The following is a 19,047-nucleotide window of genomic DNA, read 5'->3' on the forward strand; positions in this document are numbered from 1 at the left end:
GATGGCACGGGGTTCTCAGCGGCAGGGTTCGCCGCGCCGACGCAACCGCGACCGGCACGGGCGAGGCCTGCGCGGCCCTCTCTACCCGGCCACGCTGCCGGCGGCCCGTTCCCGCGCAGAACGCTTCGACGCCCTGGTCATCGAGGCGCTGGAGCCCATCGAAACGCGCTGGCGCACCGAACTCACCCAGCTGGACGTGGCCGTCGACGACGTGCCGGACGTCCAGGTGGAGGGCGAGGACGGCGTGGTGGAGGACGGCAACGTCCCCCTGGCCCGCCTGCTCCCCGCAGGCTCGGACAACCGCGCGCGGATCGTTCTGTACCGCCGCCCGCTGGAAGCCCGCGCGAAGGACGGCGCCGACCTGTCCGACCTGGTGCACGACGTGCTGGTGGAGCAGATCGCGAACTACCTGGGCCTGGACCCGGACGTGGTGGACGAGGGCTGAGACCCCTCTCACACCCGCAATCCCCGCGAGCCGAAGGCGAGCCGTCCTCAGCGCGCGTCCGGCACGCCCCGCCGCCGGGTGGGCACCGCGGTCAGCAAGGTGAACAACGCCGCCGCAGCCTGCCCCAACAACAAAAAGTCCCGCAACGTGCTGGACACGGAAACCCGGACCTCAGCCCCACCGGACGGCAACGGCACCCCGACCAGATGCCCCCAGGCCCGGACAACAGGCACCTGAGCCCCGTCCACGGAAATCTGCCACCCAGGTTCGTCCTCAGCGGCCAGCACCAGCACCCGCCCCTCCCCGCCAGGCGAAACCCGCACAGCCACGTCGGGCAGCGACACGTTCACCGGCGCGATCCCGTCCGCACCGAGCTCGGACGGCGGCTCACCACCGGTCCGAGCACGACGGGCGAGATCAGGCGCCAGCAACACCCCGGTGTCCGCGACCAGCCGCATCCGCAACACAGGCCGTCCGTCCAAAGCACGCGGCGCCTCGGACACCAGTTCCCCGGCAGCCGACCGAATCCGAGCGGATGCCTCCTCGGACGGCACCACCACGAAGGTGACCCCGGAGGACGCGGCCTGCCCCAGCGCCACCTTCACCGCAGGCGCGGCCCCGTCGAGCAACGACGAGTTCCACCGCCGCAACCGAGCCGGCGACGACACCGTGGGCACGAGGTCGTCGTCCCCGAACGCGGGCATCCGTCCGGCGACCTGACGGGCGGGCGACCCGAGGATCAACACCGAACGCCCGCTCCGCTCCAGCTCGGCGGTCAAAGAGGCGTTCAGGGCGAGCCCACCGTCAGCCTTCAACGGCCCGGTCCGCAGGTCCAGGAATCCGGCCACCCCAAGGCTGACCAGCGTCACCACCCCGACGACGTACACGGCCCGCCGGACCCGAGCCTGCCCGGCCACACCTGGCGCCACCCCGCGCTGACACCCGGCCAGCACCACGCACACAAGTCCCCAGGCCAGGATCACCAGCGGCGCCCCGGGCCAGGCCCCGACCGCGGTCACCGCCGCAAGAGCCCCGACGGCCAGCACGATCACGGTGAGCCCCGGCAGCATCGAGGCGTTCGGGCGCAGGACGGCGGCGGCGAACGCGGCGGCCACGAAGACCGAGCACACGATCAAATTTGGCGGTGGCGACTCGAACGCGGCACCTAGGCCGTTGAGCACCATCGCCGGGTGTTGCAGCAATACGGCGGGCCACGGCAGAAGCAGGCCCATGGGCAGAAGCACGATCACGAACAGAGCCGCGATCCGGCGCGCACCACCCGTCACCGCGATGAAGCCGCCGAGGGCGCCGACGATCACAACCACGTGCGTCAGCGGCGAGAAGGCCCCGAGGACCGCGACACCGATGGCGGTGCCGGAGGCCATCGGCAGCCAGGCGTGCGTGGACGACGCGCGCAAGACCGCGTACACGCCGGCGAAGACCACGGGCGTGACGATGTGCACGACGACGACGTCCAGGCGACCTTCAACGACGGCGGTCGTGGCGACCGGCAGCAGGCCGTAGAAGGCAGCCACCACCGCGCGCACGGAACGGCGTACGCGCAAGCCGCGTGACGCGATGTAGGCGGACAACGCGGCGAGGGGGATGTCGCCGAGCAACATCATGGCGGCGGCGAACGACGGTCCGCCGGGGATGAGACCCAGGACGGCCAACGCCGCGGGGGCGGGTGCGGTGGTGCCGCCGAAGACCGGGTGCCAGGAGGACAGGTAGGTCGACCAGACCGATCCCGCAGAGCCGACCGGGAGCAGCCGGCCACCGGCGAGGTCGAGCCCGAGCCGGGACCAGTTCGCGATCACCGCGACGGCCGAGAGCGACAGCAGCAACAGGACCGGCGGCGCCAGCAGCAGGGAGCGCAGCACCCTGGACTGGTCGACCTCGACGAAGACCATGCCGGAGTCGGCACGCGGGCCGGGCGACGGACGGGGTCGTGGCGAAGGGCGGAGAGCGCCGGGCAGTGCGGCGTCGACGGGAACGACGACGGGCGGGCGGCGCAGACCGGCGACACGCGGACGACCGCGCGACGCGCCGGCCGGCAGAGCGGCCGGGCCGACGAGCCGGGAGTCCACTTCGGACGGTTCGAGCCACGCCGAACCGGAATCGGTTGCGGGCAAACGACCCAGTGCGGCGTCGGCCTCGACCCGGCGGCGGATCAGGAAGGCGGCGCCGGCGCGCACCGCGTTGCGCAGCCGGGTGAGTCTGCTGGTGAAGAGGCCGCGCACGACGGCGGAGCCGCGACGGGCGCGCCGTCCCTGCAGCAAACGGCCGCGCGTCAGGAGGTAACGGGCCGCGCCGACTTCGGCGTGTGCGTCCGCGAAACGCCGTAGCAACAGGAAGCCCAGGGCGCGCAGCAGCGACAGGAACAGCAGCCGCGGCACTCCGACGAGGAACGAGGAACTTGAACAATTGACCAAAAATGTACGCATGCCGTGCGCGCGGTCGACGCCACGAAATGACGGACCCGGCCGTGCCATCGCCGCGTCCAAACGGCGTGCGCCTTTAGTCGCGGCGCGTGCATGTCGCATGCGTGCGACGGGTACGCATAGGACCAAATGACCTGCGCGATTAGCGCGCCAGCCGAAGTCGAGATCGTCGCGCAGCAGCGGCATCGCTTCGTCGTAACCGCCGAGCGAGTGCCACACCTCACGTTTGATCAACGATCCGGCGGATGAAACGGCGAGAACCTCGGTGCTCTGCTGAAACGATGCGGAATGTTCCGCGGACGACAGACCAGTCTGTCGATGTCCTGAAGAATCCGTCGACAGACCTGCCTCGACGACCAGACGGGAATCCACCCAATCGAGGCACAAGGGACCGAGCACAGCGGCCGACGGCGACACCTCGGCCGCGGTCAGCAGAGCCGCCAGGCAGTCCGGTTCGGGCGCACTGTCGTCGTGCAGCAGCCACAGCCACTTGCCAGGGTCGCCCCACCGTTCGACGGCGTGGTCGACCGCGATGCGCAAGGCGGTGCCGTAGCCCGTGCCGCGTGGCGCGGTCAGCACTCCGTCCAGCAGATCTCCCGCCTCTGCCAGGACTTTTGCCGTCCGGTCCGTCGACCCGGTGTCGACCGCGATCACGTGCCGTGGACGAATTCGCTGGCGCCGCAAGGCAGACAGCGCCGTGCTGAGCCACTGGTCTCCGTCGTGGCAGACCAGGACGCACAGCACCGGCGCTGTCCGGAGCCTCGGGTGAGGACTTGTCACGTCCTCAAGTTAAGGCAGAAAGATCACGCTTCTGACCGACTAGACGGCTCGCTTCTTCAGCTTGCGGCGTTCTCTCTCCGAGAGACCGCCCCAGATGCCGAAGCGTTCGTCGTGCTGGAGTGCGTACTCCAGGCACTCCGAACGAACCTCGCAGCCCAGGCAGATGCGCTTGGCCTCCCGTGTCGAACCACCCTTTTCGGGGAAGAACGCCTCGGGATCCGTCTGGGCGCAGAGCGCGCGCTCCTGCCAGTCCTGCTCGTCGGCAGGGTCGAACAGGTACGACAGCTCGCCCTGCACGACCGGCTGCGTGACGTGATCTTCTTCGAGCTCTTCGAATTCCTGCATTTCGTCCGCCTCCTCGCCTTCCGCTCTCCCCGGTTGGCGGACGCCAGACGCCGTTCCCACAACGACGAATGACACCGATGTGATTACACCTGCGTCACAGCGGGCGGTCAAGCGGAGTCCACACGTCGGGGGATATTCCCGCAGATGGCCGCAAAAACCTTGACTGACTGCACAGACAGTGATTCAGGTGTCGCAAGGCGTCCCCGAACGGCCCACCACGCCGGTCGACACGCCACACTGGAGGGGTGAAGCGATCAGCGGTTCGCCCCAGCCCACTGTTCCTCGGCCTGCTCGCGGCAACCGTCGCCGGAGCTGTGCTCACCTTGTTCGAAGGTGACGTCGCCATCATCTCGGGCACCATCCTCTTCGTACTCGCCGGGTGGGCGGTGACGCTGTGCCTGCACGAGTTCGGGCACGCCGCCGTCGCGTACAAGGGCGGCGATTTTTCGGTACGTGACAAGGGTTATCTGACCCTCGACATCCGCCGTTACACCGACCCCGTGCTCAGCATCGTGCTGCCGCTCGTGCTGCTGGTCATGGGCGGAATCCCCCTTCCGGGTGGCGCCGTGTGGATCAACCACCACGCGCTCCGGTCGAAGAAGATCGAGTCGTTGGTCTCACTCGCGGGGCCGATCTCGAACCTCGTGATCGGTGTCCTGCTCGCGCTGGTCGTCACGATCTTCTCGCCGCCCGCCGCGCTCGCCGCCGCGATTTCGTACCTTGCTTTGTTGCAGGTGTTCGCGTTCGTGCTGAACATCCTCCCGATTCCCGGTCTGGACGGCTGGGGTGCCTTGGAACCGTTCCTGCCGTACGAGGCGCAGCGGTTCGGCGCGAAGGCCCGGCCGTGGGCGCCGCTGGTCCTGTTCGCCGTCCTGATCGGCTTCTCCGAGGTCAGCCGGCTGTTCTTCGAGGTCTCGACCTGGCTGTTCCAGCTCGTCGGCGGCGACTCGTTCGCGGCGTACCTCGGCTCCGCGACGTTCTCGTTCTGGCGCTCCCTGTAGGCCGCTCACCGCGCTGTGGAAGCATGGGCGGGCGTGAAGGTCGTAGCACTCGTCGGCGGGGTCGGCGGCGCCAAGTTCCTGCAGGGACTCAAAGCTCTCGGAGCAGATGTCACGGCGGTGGTGAACACCGGCGACGACGTGTGGATGCACGGGCTGCGCATCACGCCCGACCTCGACACCTGCATGTACACGCTGGGCGGTGGCATCGACGTCGAACGTGGCTGGGGCCGTGAGGACGAGTCGTGGACCGTCAAGGAGGAGCTCGCGGCGTACGGTGCCGAGCCCTCGTGGTTCGGCCTGGGCGACCGGGACATCGCGACGCACCTCGTTCGCACCCGCATGCTGCGCGCCGGCTATCCGCTGTCCGCCGTGACGGAGGCGCTGTGCGACCGGTGGAAGCCGGGCGTGAAGCTCCTGCCGATGACGGACGACCGGGTCGAGACGCACGTCGTCGTCGAGATCGACGGGGAGACGAAGGCCATCCACTTCCAGGAGTGGTGGGTCAAGCACCGGGCCGGTCTGCCCGCCCAGTCGTTCGCGTTCGTCGGCGCCGAGACCGCCACCGCCGGGCCCGGTGTGCTGGACGCGATCGCCGAGGCCGATGCGGTGGTCCTGGCCCCGTCCAACCCCGTCGTGAGCGTCGGCACGATCCTCAACGTGCCCGGTGTGCGCGACGCGTTGCGCAAGACCGACGCCGCGGTCGTGGGCCTGTCCCCGATCGTCGGCGGAAAACCGTTGCGGGGCATGGCGGACGCCTGCCTGGACGCGATCGGCGTGGAGACCTCCGCCGAGGCCGTCGGTCGGCTCTACGGCTCCCGCAAGTGCTCTGAAGACGGCATCCTCGACGCGTGGCTGGTGCACACCGGCGACCGCGCGGACGTGCCGGGGGTCGCGGTCCGCGCCGTTCCGCTGCTGATGTCCGATGTGGACGCCACGGCGCAGATGGCCCGCGTCGCGCTGGACCTGGCCGGAGTCGACGTTGACTGATCACGCCGCGGCGGCGCTGGAGCTGCTGCCGGTCACCGGCCTGCCGGAATTTCGCCCCGGCGACGACCTGGCCGGCGCGATCGCGAACGCCGCGCCCTGGCTGCGCGACGGCGACGTGCTGGTCGTCACGTCCAAGGTCCTGTCCAAAGTAGAGGGACGGCTCGTCCGCGTGCCGGCGGATCCCGAGGAGCGGGACCGGATCCGGCGCGAACACGTCGACGCTGAGTCCGTGCGGGTGCTCGCCCGCAAGATGCGCACCCTGATCACCGAGAACAAGCTCGGCATCGTGCAGGCCGCGTCCGGCGTCGACGCCTCGAACGTGGCGGGCGACGAGATCGCGCTGCTCCCCGTGGACCCGGACGGCTCCGCGGCGACCCTCCGTTCCGCGCTGAGGAAGTCGCTGGGCGTCGAGGTCGCCGTGGTGATCACCGACACGATGGGCCGCGCGTGGCGGATGGGCCAGATCGACGCCGCGATCGGCGCGTCCGGCATCCGCGTGCTGCACGACTACGCGGGTTCGGTGGACGAGCACGGCAACCAGCTCGCGGTGACGATGGTCGCGATCGCCGACGAGATCGCCGCGGCCGCCGACCTGGTGAAGGGCAAGCTCGGCGCGGTGCCGGTGGCGGTGCTGCGCGGGTTCGACGTGGTGGACGACGGTTCCACGGCCCGCGACCTGAACCGGCCGGTCGAGGAGGACCTCTTCAGTCTCGGCACTGAGGAGGCGCTGGCCGCCGGCCGTGCGCAGGCCGTGCTGATGCGCAGGTCCGTGCGGTTCTACTCGGACGAGCCCGTCGATCTCGCCGTCGTGCGGCGGGCCGTCGGCGCGGCACTGACCGCGCCCGCGCCGCACCACACGAAGCCGCTGCGGTTCGTGCTGGTGCGGGAGAAGCGCTCGGAACTTTTGATGGCCATGCGCGAGCAGTGGGAGAGCGACCTGCTCGCCGACGGGTTCACTCCCGACCAGATCGCACGCCGGGTCCGCCGGGGCGACCTGCTGGTGGAGGCACCGGAGATCGTCGTGCCGTTCCTCGTGCGCGACGGCGCGCACTCCTACCCCGACGTCCGCCGCGCGGACGCCGAGAAGACGATGTTCACCGTCGCCGGTGGCGCCGCCGTGCAGGGCCTGCTGGTGGCACTGGCCGCCGAGGGGCTCGGCTCGTGCTGGGTGTCGTCGACGATCTTCTGCGCGGACGTGGTGCGTTCGGTGCTGGGCGTTCCCGCCGACTGGGAACCGCTGGGCGCCGTCGCGGTCGGGCACCCGACCGAGCCGCTGACGCCGCGCGAACCGCTGGAAGGCCTGATCGAACTATGACTCTGCACGCCGACGCCGTCTCGACGCTGAGCCGGTTCTCGGGACAGGACGCCCTGCGCGAGGCCTACCTCGGCTTCCTGGCGGCCCGCGAGGACGCCTGCCGGCGATCTTGCGAACCCGGGCACCTCACGGCCTCAGCGTTGGTCCTGGACGCCACCGCGGAGCACGCGTTGCTGACGTTGCACCCGCGCGTGGGCCGGTGGCTGCAACTGGGCGGCCACTGCGAGCCGGAGGACGTGTCCCTGGCCGCGGCGGCCCTGCGCGAGGCCACCGAGGAGTCCGGCATGCGCGGGCTGCGGATCGAGCCGACGCCGATCCACCTCGACGTGCACCCGATCACGTGCTCGCTCGGCAAGCCGACGCGGCACTTCGACGTGCGGTTCCTGGTGCGCGCACCCGTCGGCGCACAGCCGGTGCGGTCCGCCGAGTCCGTCGACCTGCAGTGGTGGCCGCTGGACTCGTTGCCGGACAACGTGGACGACCTGCACCCGCTGATCGAGAGCGCTCTCGCGCGCCTGCGTTGACCGCCGGTCTCAGCGCCGGAGCGCCCGGTAGCGCTTGAGCAGGGCGGTGATGGCGCCTGGCGCGCCCCTCGCCAACGGAACCCCTAGAACCGGCGGTAGTCGCGCGGCGAGAACCTCGGTGCTCGCCGCGGCCTCCGCAGCCCCGCCGCCGTCAGGTACATGACGGCGCGGTGGCGTTGCGGCTTGTAGGGCTCCAGCAACTCCATCATGCCGTCGTCGTCGCCCGGTGTGCCGGTCAAGGCCCACGTGACGTTCTTGGCGACGTGGTAGTCGCCGACGCTCACGGCGTCCGGGTCGCCCCAGGCCCGTTGCGCCACCTCGGCCGACGTCCAGACGCCGACGCCGGGCACCTTCTCGAGGAGTTCGCGGCTGCGCATCTCGGCGGCCTTCTCCAGCCGGTGCGCCACCTGCGCGACGTTGATCAACGTGCGGCGCCGGGCGCCGTCGAGGCCGCACTGGTGCCACTCCCAGTCCTGCAGGCCCAGCAACCGTTGCGGTGTCGGCGGAACCTTCAGCGGCTTCGGTCCGGGAGCGCTCTCACCGAACCTGCGGCCCAGCTCACGCCACGTGCGGAAGGCCTCCACGCCGGTGACCTTCTGCTCCAGGATCGAGGCGAACAGCAGGTCCCAGACACGTCCGGTGGCACCGAGCCGCAGGCCGGGCCGTTGCCTGCGCGACTCGGCGATGACCGGGTGGTGGGCGACGAACTCGTCCACCGTGTCGTCCGCGCCGAGCAGCGCGGGCAGGCCGTCGAGCAGCCACGGCCCGCCCTCGCCCCACGCTTCCGCCAGCACCTCACCGCTCACCCTGGTGATGTGCAACGTGCCGGGCCCGCACGGCGTGTTCGCCGCGAACCAGACGCCGCCCTCCGCGCTGAAGGACGGATCGCCCGGTCCGCGGCGCAGCCCGCCGAGCACCGCGCCCAGATCGAGTGGGAACGGTGGAGTCCAAGCTCTGCTAGGCATCCGTCGAGAAGCGCACGCCGGCCTCGGGCAACACGACGCCCGGCCAGACCCGCGCTCCCCCGATCAGCTCACACCGCGCACCGATCACCGCGGAGTCGCCGACCACTGCGTCCTTGAGGACCGCACCGGCCTGCACGAGCGCACCAGCACCCACGATCGAACGTTCGACCAAGGCACCCTCGCCGACAACGGCACCGTCGAAGAGGATCGCGCCATCGAGCACAGCCCCGTCCGCAACCGTGCAGTTCGCACCGACCGTGCTGCCGCCCTTGAGCGTCGCACCCTCGTGCACCGCAGAGCCTTCAAGCACCAGGTAGTCGCCCGGCTGTGCAACTGCCGCCGACGGCGCAACGCCGCGCACGAGGTCCGCGGACCCCTGCACGAACGCCTCGGGCTTGCCGAGGTCCAGCCAGTACGTGGCGTCCACGTGCCCCTGCAACCGCTTCCCGGCCTCCAGCAGCCCGGGGAACGTCTCGCGCTCCACCGACACCGGCCGCCCGGCGGGAATCGCGTCGATCACCTCACGCCGGAACACGTAACAACCAGCGTTGATCTGGTCCGTCGGCGGGTTCTCCGTCTTCTCCAGGAACGCCTGCACGCGCCCCTCGTCGTCCGTCGGCACGCACCCGAACGCCCTGGGGTCCTGCACCTTCACCAGGTGCAGCGTGACATCCGCCTCGTGCTCGCGGTGGGTGTCCACGATCCCGTTCAGGTCGACGCCCGACAGGATGTCACCGTTGAACACCATCACGTCGGGCTCACGCAGCTTGTCCGCCACGTTGCGAATCGCCCCCGCCGTGTCCAGCGGCACCTCTTCCACCACGTACTCGAGCTCCAGCCCGAGCCTCGACCCGTCCCCGAAGTACTCCTCGAACACCTCGGCCTTGTAACTCGTACCCAGCACCACGTGCGTGATGCCGGCCTCCTTGATCCGCGACAGCAGGTGCGTCAAAAATGGCACCCCCGCGGTAGGCAGCATGGGCTTGGGAGCGGACAGGGTCAGCGGGCGAAGACGAGTGCCCTTGCCCCCGACCAGCACCACAGCTTCGACGCCGTGCACCTTTTTCCTCCTCCGCGTTACAGCGAGCCGTTCGACGGAATACTCTGACACGAAGCAGATCGTCATATGGGATCTGGTCCCGGCAAGGAGCTAAATCCGACATGGACCCCCGCGACCGGGCCGACGCCATGCTCGCCCGCGCCCGTGCACGCGGGCGGAACATCGTGACGCCGGACAACATGACGTCCCCGATGGACTCCTCGGACACGCAACAGATCCCTCGCGCGCTGGTCAACGCCGTGGACCCACGCCGAGACCCGGACTCGACCATGATCCTCGCGCCCGCCCAGATGGGCCACCAGCAGCAGCAGCGCCCACCGCACCACGCACCGCAGCAGCCCATGCCGACGCAGCCGATGCCGCAGCAACAGCCCTCCGCAGATGACGCGGAAATCACGCAGGTCGTCCGGCCGGGCCTGATCCCGACGGTCTCGAACCACCAGCAGACCCGCAACTCGCTGACGCAACGGCTGAGCGGCGACATGTAGGCGCGCCCGGCGACCGCCGGGCAGGCTCGCGCAGGGGTCCCCTTCGGGTTCGGGTCCCCCGCGACCCAACTTAGCGAGCAGGTCTGACACTGCCGCGCGTACGAAGAGGCCGCCGCGAGCCGAGAGAACACCGCGGGCTGATGACTGCCGCGAGTGCGGGGCTGAAGAGACCGCCTGATCGCACGCGAAGCCGCAGGCAAGCCATCCGAGTGCGCGGTGGTGGGCACGCATCCCGCCCGCGAAACGGCAGGCAAGCAGCCCGAGCGCACGGCAACGGACACGCGTCCCACCCGCGAAGCCGAAGGCGAGCTGTCCTTACCCCACCAACGCAACCATCTACGCAACGCGACTCCGCCCAAAGCAACAGGCGTGCCATCAACCCGCGCACGGCGTAGACCCCGGCTTTGGATCAGATTGGCGGGGTTTGGGGCGGAGCCCCAGGAATCACCCGGACTTACGAGTGAGAATCTTCACCCGAGCCGCCAGCCCAGCCTTCAACACAACCCGGAACGGCGCCCAAACCACCCCAGCATGCCGATCAGCCATGTACCGATAAGCACTCCGATGATGCTCCCTCAACATCCGATCCGAAGACCGAGCAGTCGAGTGCCCCCCGATGTGCGTGACCTCGGCATCAGGCACATAAACGTTCAACCACCCAGCAGCCCCAACACGCTCCCCGAGGTCAACGTCCTCGAAGTACATGAAGTACCGCTCATCGAACCCGCCGACGGAGTCGAAAGCCTCACGCCGCATCAAAAAACAGGACCCGGACAACCACCCGGCAGAACGCTCGACGGGAGCCTTCTCCTGCCGATAGGCCCGAGTCCAGGGATTCGACTTCCAAACAGCACCGAACAACGCATGCCCAACCCCACGACCAAGCGAGGGCAGCAGCCGAGCAGACGGGTAGACCTCCCCAGAAGGTTCCCGGATCAACGGCCCGAACATCCCACCCCGAGGCCACCGAGCAGCGGCATCGATCAACGCGTCCACACTGCCAGGCGAGAACTCGATGTCGGGGTTGGAAATCAGCACCCACCCGACATCGGGCCCCAAAGCAGCAACGCCGCGGTTGGCACCACCGCCGTACCCGAGGTTTCCGCCGGTGGGCAGAAAAGTGACGTGGGAGTGCGAAGCCGCAACGGACTCCGGCACCCCGTCGGTGGACCCGTTGTCGGCGAGGATCACCTGCGCCGGACGGGTGGTGGCCTTCGCAAGGGTGTCCACAAAGGGAGCCAGCGTCTCGCCCGGCGAGTACGTGACCGTCACGACACCAAGTCCGTCGCCGTATTTCACGCGCGTCACCCTAGCGACGCCTCAGCGTCGGTGGCGCACCAGCATCGCGCGTTCGTAGGCCAGGCGGTGGCGATCTGCGCTGACGGCCCACGAGAATTCCTTGGCCCGCTGCTGGCCTGACGCCGCCAGCGACGCGCGGCGGGCCGGGTCGTCCAGGAGGTCGGCGATCGCGGCGGCTATGTCGCCGGCGCCGACGCCGCAGTACGCGACGGCCTCGCCGCCCACCTCGGGCAGCGACAGGCGCCGGGTGGTGAGCACGCAGGCGCCACAGGCCATGGCCTCCAGCACGGGCAGGCCGAAGCCCTCGCCCAGAGACGGGTACGCCACCAGTTGCGCGCCGCCCAGGAAGCCCGCCAGTTGTTCGAACGGCAGGTAGCCGGCGCGGATCACGCGGATGCGGTGCGGGACGGAGTCGAGGGCGCGCTCCACCTGGCTGTCCCAGCCGGGCTGGCCCGCCAGCACCAGCGCGGGCGGTTCGGCGCGGCCCACCATCGCCTGGGCGAAGCCGCGGATCAGCGCCGGGACGTTCTTGCGCGGTTCCAGCGCGCCCAGGAACGCGACGTACGGCGCGTCGCCGAGTGACAGGCTGCGGCGCACCGCCAGGACCTCGTCCGGTGACGGCGGGTGGAAGCGTTCGGTGTCCACGCCGTGCTGGGCGATGTGCAGGACTCGGCGGTCGGCGCCGGCCACGCGCACCAGTTCGTCGGCGGTCGCCTGTGACGGCACCACGCACAGGTCCGCGCGCCGCAACGAGGCTCGGGTCCAGGCGCGGAAGAAGCGGGCCTTCACCGACGAGTGCAGCACCGGGTCGGTGAAGAAGGTGGCGTCGTGCAGCGTCACGACCGAGGCGGTCTTGCCGGCCAGCGGGAGCGTGTAGTGCGGTGAGTGCACCACGTCCACGCCGAGGGTGCGGATCAGGCGCGGCAGTGTCGTCTGTTCCCAGGCCAGGCGGGCCGTCCTGGTGGCGACGGCGTCAGCGGCACGGACCACGCGGGCGTTCGGCGCGATCTTGCTGAACAGCTCCTCGTCGCGCGGCTGGCAGACGACCGAGAGCTTGGTCCCGTCCGCGTCCAGAGCGGCGACGAGCGAATCCACGTAACGGCCGACGCCACCACGGTCTGCTGGAATCGCGGTGGCGTCGATCAGCACGCTGGGTTCGGCGGTCGGCACGATCAGCTAGCGTAATGTCATTTGCGAATGCGTTTAACGGGAATGCACCAATCCGATCGTCAGACGTGTGATTCCCACACTCCCTGTGCGGTCTTTGCCCAGGTGAACTCACTCGCGCGGGTGATGCCGGCCTCGACCGTGTGACGAGGATCCGCCAAGACGGCGCGCAGTCCTTCCGTCAACGAGGCCAGGTCGCCACGCCGCACGACGGTTCCGGCGCCGCCCGCGACCTCCACCAGAGCCGGGTCGTCGGAGAGCACGACGGGCACACCGGCGGCCATCGCCTCCAGCACCGGCAGCCCGAAACCCTCCGCCAGGCTGGGCGCGGCGAGCACGGTGGCACCGGCCAGCACCGAGGCGAGCCGTGCGTCGGACACCCTGCCGAGCAACGTCACGTGCGGCGCGCGCAGGTCGACGTCGCCCCAGCCCTGTGGACCGACCACGACCAGAGGCACCCGAAGCCGTTCGGTCGCCCGCACAAGCAGTCCGAAGCCCTTGCGCGGCTCCACGGTGCCAACGGCGAGCACGTACGACGAGGGCAGGTCATCGGCCGGTGAGCCGACCAACCGCGTGACGCCGTTGGGCACCACGTGCACCGGCACGTCCACACGCACGCACTCCGCCAGTTGAGACGCAACAGCCTGCGTCGGCACCACCAGAGCGCGGGCCTCGCGAGCAGCACGCACGATCACTTTGCGGTGCCACGCGACCCCGCGCGGAGTCAGCGTCTCCGGGTGCGTCCACGGCACCACGTCGTGCACGGTCACGACGGCGCCCGGCAGCGGCGCGAGCGGCGTCGGGGCGTGCACGTGCGGGCCGAGCTTCGGCGGCAGGCCCCGTTCCCACAACGCCACCAGCACCCGCCGCGGCACCCTGATCACGCGGTCGGCGCGGGCCGTCGCCGCAGTCGTCACGGTCCAGCCGCGAGGGGCGTTCTCCCCCAACGCCGCGAGCAACTCCGCCGTGTAGCGGCCGGTCCCGCCGGGGACAGGGGCGTTCAGCTGCTCGGTCAGCACTACTAGCTCGGGCACGTCGCGTACCGTCTCACGCCGTGTCGGCAGTCAGCACCGTGGTGGTCGTGACGTGGCGCGGCCGTGACCACATCACGGCGTGCCTGGACGCCCTCAAGGCCCAGAAGAGTCCACATAGGACGATCGTTGTCGACAACGCGTCCGACGACGGCACGGCCGAGCTGATCAGCGGACACGAGGTCGTGAGGCTGCCCCGCAACCGCGGTTACGCGGGCGGGCTCGCCGCCGTGCTCGACATGGTCGAGACCCCGTACGTCGCGTGGCTCAACGACGACGCGGCACCGGACCCGTCGTGGCTCACCGAACTGGAGAGCGCTCTCGACGGTGATCCCGGCGCGGCCGCCGCCACCTCGTCGATCCTGCTCATGGACGGCTCGACGCAGTCCGTCGGCGTCGCGCTGACGGCGGACGGCCACGGCAGGGACGTCGTGCTCGCCGGCCGCGAGGTGTTCGGGTTCTGCGGCGGCGCGGCACTGCTCAGGACCGCCGAGCTCAAGGCCGTGGGCGGCGTTCCGGCGAGCTTCTTCTGCTACTACGAGGACACCGACACGGCCTGGCGGTTGCGGCTGGCCGGCCACCGGGTGATCTCGGTCGGACCGGCGCGGGTCCGGCACCGGCACGGCGCCAGCACGCGTCCCGGATCGGTGCTCTTCCACCGCTGGAACGAACGCAACCGGCTGCTGATGCTGCTGCGGTGCGCCCCCGCGAAGGTGGCGTTCCCCCAGCTCGCCCGGTTCGCGGTGATCACGGCGCTGTTGCCGTTCCGGAAGAACGTCCCGGACGCGGCCAACTTCCGGTTCGGACTGCGCACCCGCGTGCTGGCGGAGGTGCTGCTCAGGCTCCCCGCCACCCTCTGGCAACGGCTCAAGATCAGGACCGAGGTCTCCCGCGGGAGCGTCTGGCAGGACTGGGCCGGCCGCTGAAGTGCAACCTGCCACCGGTCACAAGCGTCCCCGGAGCGATGACTCACCTCAGGAAGCAGCCGTGAGCCGGCCAGTACCACTCATCGTGATCGGGCTCGCCGCCGTCGCCACCGCGGTCCTGCTGGGCGCAGTCGTGCCCGAGCAGTACGAGCTCGCGGTGCTGGTGCCGTGCTGCCTGCTGTCGCTGGCGTTCGCGTGGGGCGTCGGCAAGCTCGGGCCGGCGTGGCTCGTGCTGCCCGCGTTCATGGTCGTGATCCCCGGCACGGCGGTGCTCGTGGGCGACGGTCACCGCGCGTTGATGGACGTGCTCGCCACGCCCCAGACATGCGTGATCACCGCCGTCGAGGACGTGCCGGGGCCGGACAACCCGGTCTTCGCGCACCACGTCACCTGCCCGGACGGCGCCGAGCTGCGGATCGTCGTGCGGGGCGAGCAGGACAAGAGGATGCAGCCCGGTCCGGCCACCGTCCTGCGGCACCCGCTGATGCGGCCGCTGCTCGCCGACCGCAACGACTGGTCCGGGGAGTGGGTCTTCGGCGTGCCTCTTGCTGTCGTCTTGCTCCTGATCTGTGCGACCACACTGCGGGCGCGCAGAGTGATGAGGCAGGCTTAGCGCGTGGATCGTGCCTCTCTGCCCGTCGTGTCCGTCGTCGTCGTCAACTACCGCGGTGCGGACGACACCATCACCTGCGTGCGCGGACTGGCCGACGTCGACTACCCGGCCGAGCTGCTCCAGGTGATCGTCGTCGACAACGAGGCGCACGACACCGCACGGCTGCAGGCCGCACTGCCCGGCGTCAAGATCGTCACCTCGCCGGAGAACCTCGGCTTCGCGGGCGGCTGCAACCTCGGCGTCGAGCACGCCACGGGCGGGGTGCTCGCGTTCCTCAACAACGACGCGCGCGCGGACCGGAACTGGGTCAAGGCCGCGATCAGGGTCTTCCACACCGAACCGGCGGTCGCCTCGGTCGCGAGCAAGGTCCTCGACTGGGACGGCGAGAAGATCGACTTCGTCGACGGCGGGCTGACCTGGTTCGGCATGGGTTACAAGCGGCATGCCGGTCAGGCCGACGACGGCAGCCACGACGGCCCCAAGGACGTGCTGTTCGGCACCGGCTCGGCGATGTTCGTGCGGGCCGAGGTCTACCGCGAGCTCGGCGGGTTCGACGACCGGTTCTTCATGTTCTACGAGGACGTCGACCTCGGCTGGCGGCTCAACCTGCGCGGCTGGCGGGTCCGCTACGAACCGGCGTCGCTCACGTTCCACCGCCACCACGCGTCGATGAGCTCGATCCACGAGAGCCGCGAGCTGTACCTGCTGGAGCGCAACGCGCTCATGGCGCTGTACAAGAACTTCTCGGACGAGACGCTGGCCAAGGTGCTGCCGGCGGCGCTCGCGCTGTGCGTGCGCCGGGCTACGGCGCGCGGTGAGATCGACGCCACGCAGCTGGAGATCACCCGCCGCCCGGCCGACCCCGCATCCGACCGCGAGCCCGTCGGGGTGTCGCGCCAGGCGCTCGCCGGGTTCCTCGCGATCGACCAGTTCGTCGAGCTGATGCCGTCGCTGGCCGAGTCGCGCAAGATCGAGCAGGCCGCCCGCCGGATGTCGGACACCGACCTCGTTCCGTTGATGCGCAAGGCGTTGGAACCCGCCTATCCCCTGCCGCGCTACCTCGCCGCGCACGACGTCCTCGTCGACGTCCTGGGCCTCGACGAGGTGTTCGGCAAGCCGCGCAAGGTGCTGGTGATCACCGGCGACGCCATCTCCGACCGGATGGCGGGGCCCGCGATCCGGGCCTGGCACATGGCCGACGTGCTGTCCGGCGAGCACCAGGTGCGGCTGGTCACGACGAACCCGCTGTGCGCGCCGCCCGACGCCCCGTTCGGCATCGAACGCGCCCGGCCGAAGGAACTGCCGCCGCACGTCGCCTGGGCGGACGTCGTCGTGCTGCAGGGCCACGCGCTGGAGATGGTCGGAGAGTTGAAGAAGCAGTCGTCGACCAAGATCGTGGTCTGCGACATGTACGACCCGATGCACCTGGAGATGCTGGAACAGGGCAAGGACAACCCGGACGACAAGCGCGCGCTCGACCTGGCGGCCGTCACGAAGGTGCTGAACACGCAGCTCGAACGCGGCGACTTCTTCCTGTGCGCGTCGGAACGGCAGCGGCACTTCTGGCTGGGCCACCTGGCGGCGCTGGGCAGGCTCACCCCGACGTTGTACGACAACGACCCCACGACGCAGTCGCTGCTCGGCATCGTCCCCTTCGGACTGTCGGGCAAGCCGCCGCAGCGCACCGGCCCGGCGATCAAGGGCGTCGTGCCGGGCGTCACGGACGCGGACAAGGTCGTGATCTGGGCCGGTGGCGTCTACAGCTGGTTCGACCCGCTGTCGCTGATCGAGGCGATGGACCACCTGCGCAGGCGGCAGCCGTCCGCGAAGCTGTACTTCCTGGGCATGAAGCACCCGAACCCCGAGGTCCCGGACATGGACATCGCCGGCCAGACGCGGGCGTTGTCCGCACAGTTGGGGCTGACCGGCGAGACCGTGTTCTTCAACGACGGGTGGGTGCCCTACACCGAGCGGCAGAACTGGCTGCTCGACGCGAACTGCGGTGTCACCACGCACTACGAACACGTGGAGACCACGTTCGCGTTCCGCACGCGGGTGCTCGACTACCTGTGGGCGGGACTGCCGATCGTCACCACGTCCGGCGACTCGTTCGCGGACCTGGTGCTGCGGGAGGGATTGGGCGTCGTCGTGCCACCGGAGGACCCGGAGGCACTGGCCGACGCGCTGGAGAAGGTGCTCTACGACGAGGAGTTCGCGGCCTCGTGCCGTGAGCGCATCGCCGTCGTACGCGAACGGTTCACCTGGGAGACAGCGCTCGCGCCACTGGCCGAGTTCTGCCGCAACCCCAGGCCCGCCGCGGACCGTCTGCCCGGCTCGGCCCCCATGGTGCGCACACCGGGGCTGAGCAAGGCGGACAAGGTGAAGCGGGACCTGCTCCTGGTGCGCGAGTACCTGGACGCGGGTGGCCCGACCGAGTTGGCCAAGCGGGCGACGGGGCGTCTGCGGAAAATCGCGCGTGGTGGCAGGTAAATGGCGAGATCCCCGAAACCCCTCAGGGTGCTGCTCGACGGCACCCCCCTGCTCGGAAACCGCACCGGAATCGGCCGCTACACAGCGGCGCTGGCCGAAGAACTGGCGTCGATGGCGGACGACGTCGACGTGCGGGCGGTGGCGTTCACGCTGCGCGGCTGGCGCGCGTTGCGGACGGTGCTGCCGCACGACGTGACGGCACGCGGCCTGCCCGTCTCGGCACGGGCGTTGCGCCAGCTGTGGCTGCGCGCCCCGTTCCCGCCGGTCGAGGTGCTGACCGGGTTCACCGACGTCATGCACGCCACGAACTTCGTGCTGCCGCCGACGCTCCGGGCCGGCAAGGTCGTCACGATCCACGACCTGGCGTTCCTGGACTCCCCCGGCGACCTGCCCGCGTCCGATCGCCGGTTGCCGGAGCTCGTCCGGCTGTCGGCGCAGCGCGCGGACGTGATCTGCACGCCGACCGCGGCCGTCGCCTCGGTCGTCGCGGACCGGTTCTCGGTGCCGCTGGAGAAGGTCATGGTGACGCCACTGGGCGTCGACCCCGCCTGGTTCGCCTCGCGGCCGCCGTCACCGACGTTGCGCGGCCGGCTGGGACTGGGTTCGGAGTACCTGCTGTTCGTGGGTGCGGACGGGCCGCGCAAGGGCCTCGAGTACCTGGTCAAGGCGCACGCGTCCGATCCGTCGCTGCCGCCGCTCGTCATCGTCGGACCGGGCCGGGCCGGCGTGGACGGCCGGGTGCTGCGGACCGGATACCTGCCGGACGTGCACCTGCGGTCGGTGGTGGCCGGGGCGACGGCCCTGGTGCTGCCGTCGCGGGACGAGGGTTTCGGGCTGCCGGTGCTGGAAGCACTCGCCTGCAACGTTCCTGTGGTGTGCTCGGACGTGCCCGCGCTGCGCGAGGTCGCGGGCGGGCACGCGTTGCACGTGCCGGTCGGGGACGTCGAGGCCCTGGCCGACGGCCTGGCCCAGGCCGTCGCGGCGCCGACCACCCCCGAGGCGCAGTCCGAACGGCGTGCGTACGCGTCCGGGTTCACCTGGCGCCGGTGCGCGGAGAAGACGGTCGAGGCGTACCGGCGCAGCCGGGCCTGACGTGCGTGCTGGAGGGCGTCAGGAAACCCTGACGCCCCAACTACTTCACCGAGAGTGCGGCCTCGGTGAACGCTTGTC

At 70.3% G+C, this 19,047-nt stretch carries 17 protein-coding genes; 10 read left to right on the top strand and 7 right to left on the bottom strand.

The window, feature by feature from the left end; all coding sequences use genetic code 11:
- Position 1: 1 nt before the first annotated feature.
- Positions 2-445, top strand: a complete 444-nt coding sequence (locus LX88_RS00365) for a metallopeptidase family protein (RefSeq protein ID WP_090067484.1) — start codon at positions 2-4, stop codon at positions 443-445.
- A gap of 47 nt (positions 446-492) precedes the next feature.
- Here LX88_RS00365 and LX88_RS00370 read toward each other — a convergent pair whose 3' ends face one another.
- Positions 493-3,666: a glycosyltransferase family 2 protein gene (locus LX88_RS00370; protein WP_258945935.1), complete on the bottom strand. Its 3,174-nt coding sequence runs from the start codon at positions 3,664-3,666 to the stop codon at positions 493-495.
- 39 nt (positions 3,667-3,705) lie between these two features.
- Positions 3,706-4,011 carry a WhiB family transcriptional regulator gene (locus LX88_RS00375; RefSeq protein WP_051784712.1) on the bottom strand — a complete coding sequence of 102 codons (306 nt, stop codon included), beginning with the start codon at positions 4,009-4,011 and terminating at the stop codon, positions 3,706-3,708.
- A 245-nt stretch (positions 4,012-4,256) separates the two neighbouring features.
- Between LX88_RS00375 and LX88_RS00380 the strand changes: the two genes are divergently transcribed.
- The 4 genes from LX88_RS00380 to LX88_RS00395 are packed head-to-tail and all read left to right on the top strand — an operon-like array spanning position 4,257 to position 7,838.
- On the top strand, positions 4,257-5,012 hold the full coding sequence (locus tag LX88_RS00380; RefSeq protein WP_090067315.1) for a site-2 protease family protein: 756 nt from the start codon (positions 4,257-4,259) through the stop codon (positions 5,010-5,012).
- Between the two features lie 33 nt (positions 5,013-5,045).
- Positions 5,046-5,999 carry a 2-phospho-L-lactate transferase gene (gene cofD / locus LX88_RS00385; RefSeq protein WP_258945936.1) on the top strand — a complete coding sequence of 318 codons (954 nt, stop codon included), beginning with the start codon at positions 5,046-5,048 and terminating at the stop codon, positions 5,997-5,999.
- Positions 5,992-7,314 (top strand): coenzyme F420-0:L-glutamate ligase, encoded by a 1,323-nt coding sequence (locus tag LX88_RS00390; protein WP_258945937.1) that lies wholly within the window; start codon positions 5,992-5,994, stop codon positions 7,312-7,314. Before cofD ends, LX88_RS00390 begins: the two co-directional genes overlap by 8 nt.
- On the top strand, positions 7,311-7,838 hold the full coding sequence (locus tag LX88_RS00395; RefSeq protein ID WP_030476532.1) for an NUDIX hydrolase: 528 nt from the start codon (positions 7,311-7,313) through the stop codon (positions 7,836-7,838). Before LX88_RS00390 ends, LX88_RS00395 begins: the two co-directional genes overlap by 4 nt.
- Positions 7,839-7,921: 83 nt before the next feature.
- Here the strand turns inward: LX88_RS00395 and LX88_RS00400 are convergent, their stop codons facing one another.
- Together LX88_RS00400 and manB are read right to left on the bottom strand one after the other, a co-directional pair.
- On the bottom strand, positions 7,922-8,803 hold the full coding sequence (locus LX88_RS00400; protein ID WP_090067311.1) for a DNA-3-methyladenine glycosylase family protein: 882 nt from the start codon (positions 8,801-8,803) through the stop codon (positions 7,922-7,924).
- Positions 8,796-9,863 carry a mannose-1-phosphate guanylyltransferase gene (gene manB / locus LX88_RS00405; protein WP_258945938.1) on the bottom strand — a complete coding sequence of 356 codons (1,068 nt, stop codon included), beginning with the start codon at positions 9,861-9,863 and terminating at the stop codon, positions 8,796-8,798. Before manB ends, LX88_RS00400 begins: the two co-directional genes overlap by 8 nt.
- Before the next feature lie 101 nt (positions 9,864-9,964).
- On the opposite strand from manB, the gene LX88_RS00410 reads away from it, so the two are divergent.
- The gene (locus LX88_RS00410; protein ID WP_258945939.1) at positions 9,965-10,351 is read left to right on the top strand and encodes a hypothetical protein; all 387 of its coding nucleotides are present in this window, start codon (positions 9,965-9,967) and stop codon (positions 10,349-10,351) included.
- Positions 10,352-10,795: 444 nt separating this feature from the next.
- Here the strand turns inward: LX88_RS00410 and LX88_RS00415 are convergent, their stop codons facing one another.
- From LX88_RS00415 to LX88_RS00425, 3 genes are all read right to left on the bottom strand, one after another.
- Positions 10,796-11,659, bottom strand: a complete 864-nt coding sequence (locus LX88_RS00415; RefSeq protein WP_258945940.1) for a glycosyltransferase family 2 protein — start codon at positions 11,657-11,659, stop codon at positions 10,796-10,798.
- A 12-nt stretch (positions 11,660-11,671) separates the two neighbouring features.
- Positions 11,672-12,799 carry a glycosyltransferase family 4 protein gene (locus tag LX88_RS00420; protein ID WP_258947575.1) on the bottom strand — a complete coding sequence of 376 codons (1,128 nt, stop codon included), beginning with the start codon at positions 12,797-12,799 and terminating at the stop codon, positions 11,672-11,674.
- A gap of 80 nt (positions 12,800-12,879) precedes the next feature.
- The gene (locus LX88_RS00425; protein WP_258945941.1) at positions 12,880-13,851 is read right to left on the bottom strand and encodes a glycosyltransferase family 4 protein; all 972 of its coding nucleotides are present in this window, start codon (positions 13,849-13,851) and stop codon (positions 12,880-12,882) included.
- Positions 13,852-13,871: 20 nt separating this feature from the next.
- Here LX88_RS00425 and LX88_RS00430 point away from each other — a divergent pair, with 20 nt between their 5' ends.
- The 4 genes from LX88_RS00430 to LX88_RS00445 all read left to right on the top strand — a co-directional run bounded on the left by LX88_RS00430 (position 13,872) and on the right by LX88_RS00445 (position 18,969).
- Entirely contained in the window at positions 13,872-14,774 is a 903-nt protein-coding gene (locus LX88_RS00430; protein WP_258945942.1) for a glycosyltransferase family 2 protein, read from the top strand.
- Between the two features lie 61 nt (positions 14,775-14,835).
- Entirely contained in the window at positions 14,836-15,387 is a 552-nt protein-coding gene (locus LX88_RS00435; protein ID WP_258945943.1) for a hypothetical protein, read from the top strand.
- Positions 15,388-15,390: 3 nt separating this feature from the next.
- Entirely contained in the window at positions 15,391-17,877 is a 2,487-nt protein-coding gene (locus LX88_RS00440) for a glycosyltransferase (RefSeq protein ID WP_258945944.1), read from the top strand.
- The gene (locus LX88_RS00445; protein WP_258945945.1) at positions 17,878-18,969 is read left to right on the top strand and encodes a glycosyltransferase family 4 protein; all 1,092 of its coding nucleotides are present in this window, start codon (positions 17,878-17,880) and stop codon (positions 18,967-18,969) included.
- Positions 18,970-19,047: the final 78 nt, after the last annotated feature.

The sequence above is a fragment of the Lentzea californiensis genome (assembly GCF_024648825.1).
Classification (GTDB): domain Bacteria; phylum Actinomycetota; class Actinomycetes; order Mycobacteriales; family Pseudonocardiaceae; genus Lentzea; species Lentzea californiensis.

Excerpts from the sequence above, each read along its gene's own strand:
- LX88_RS00365 (WP_090067484.1), top strand. The coding sequence starts at position 2 with ATGGCACGGGGTTCTCAGCGGCAGGGTTCGCCGCGCCGACGCAACCGC.
- LX88_RS00375 (WP_051784712.1), bottom strand. The coding sequence starts at position 4,011 with ATGCAGGAATTCGAAGAGCTCGAAGAAGATCACGTCACGCAGCCGGTC.
- LX88_RS00395 (WP_030476532.1), top strand. The coding sequence starts at position 7,311 with ATGACTCTGCACGCCGACGCCGTCTCGACGCTGAGCCGGTTCTCGGGA.
- LX88_RS00400 (WP_090067311.1), bottom strand. The coding sequence starts at position 8,803 with ATGCCTAGCAGAGCTTGGACTCCACCGTTCCCACTCGATCTGGGCGCG.
- LX88_RS00410 (WP_258945939.1), top strand. The coding sequence starts at position 9,965 with ATGGACCCCCGCGACCGGGCCGACGCCATGCTCGCCCGCGCCCGTGCA.
- LX88_RS00445 (WP_258945945.1), top strand. The coding sequence starts at position 17,878 with ATGGCGAGATCCCCGAAACCCCTCAGGGTGCTGCTCGACGGCACCCCC.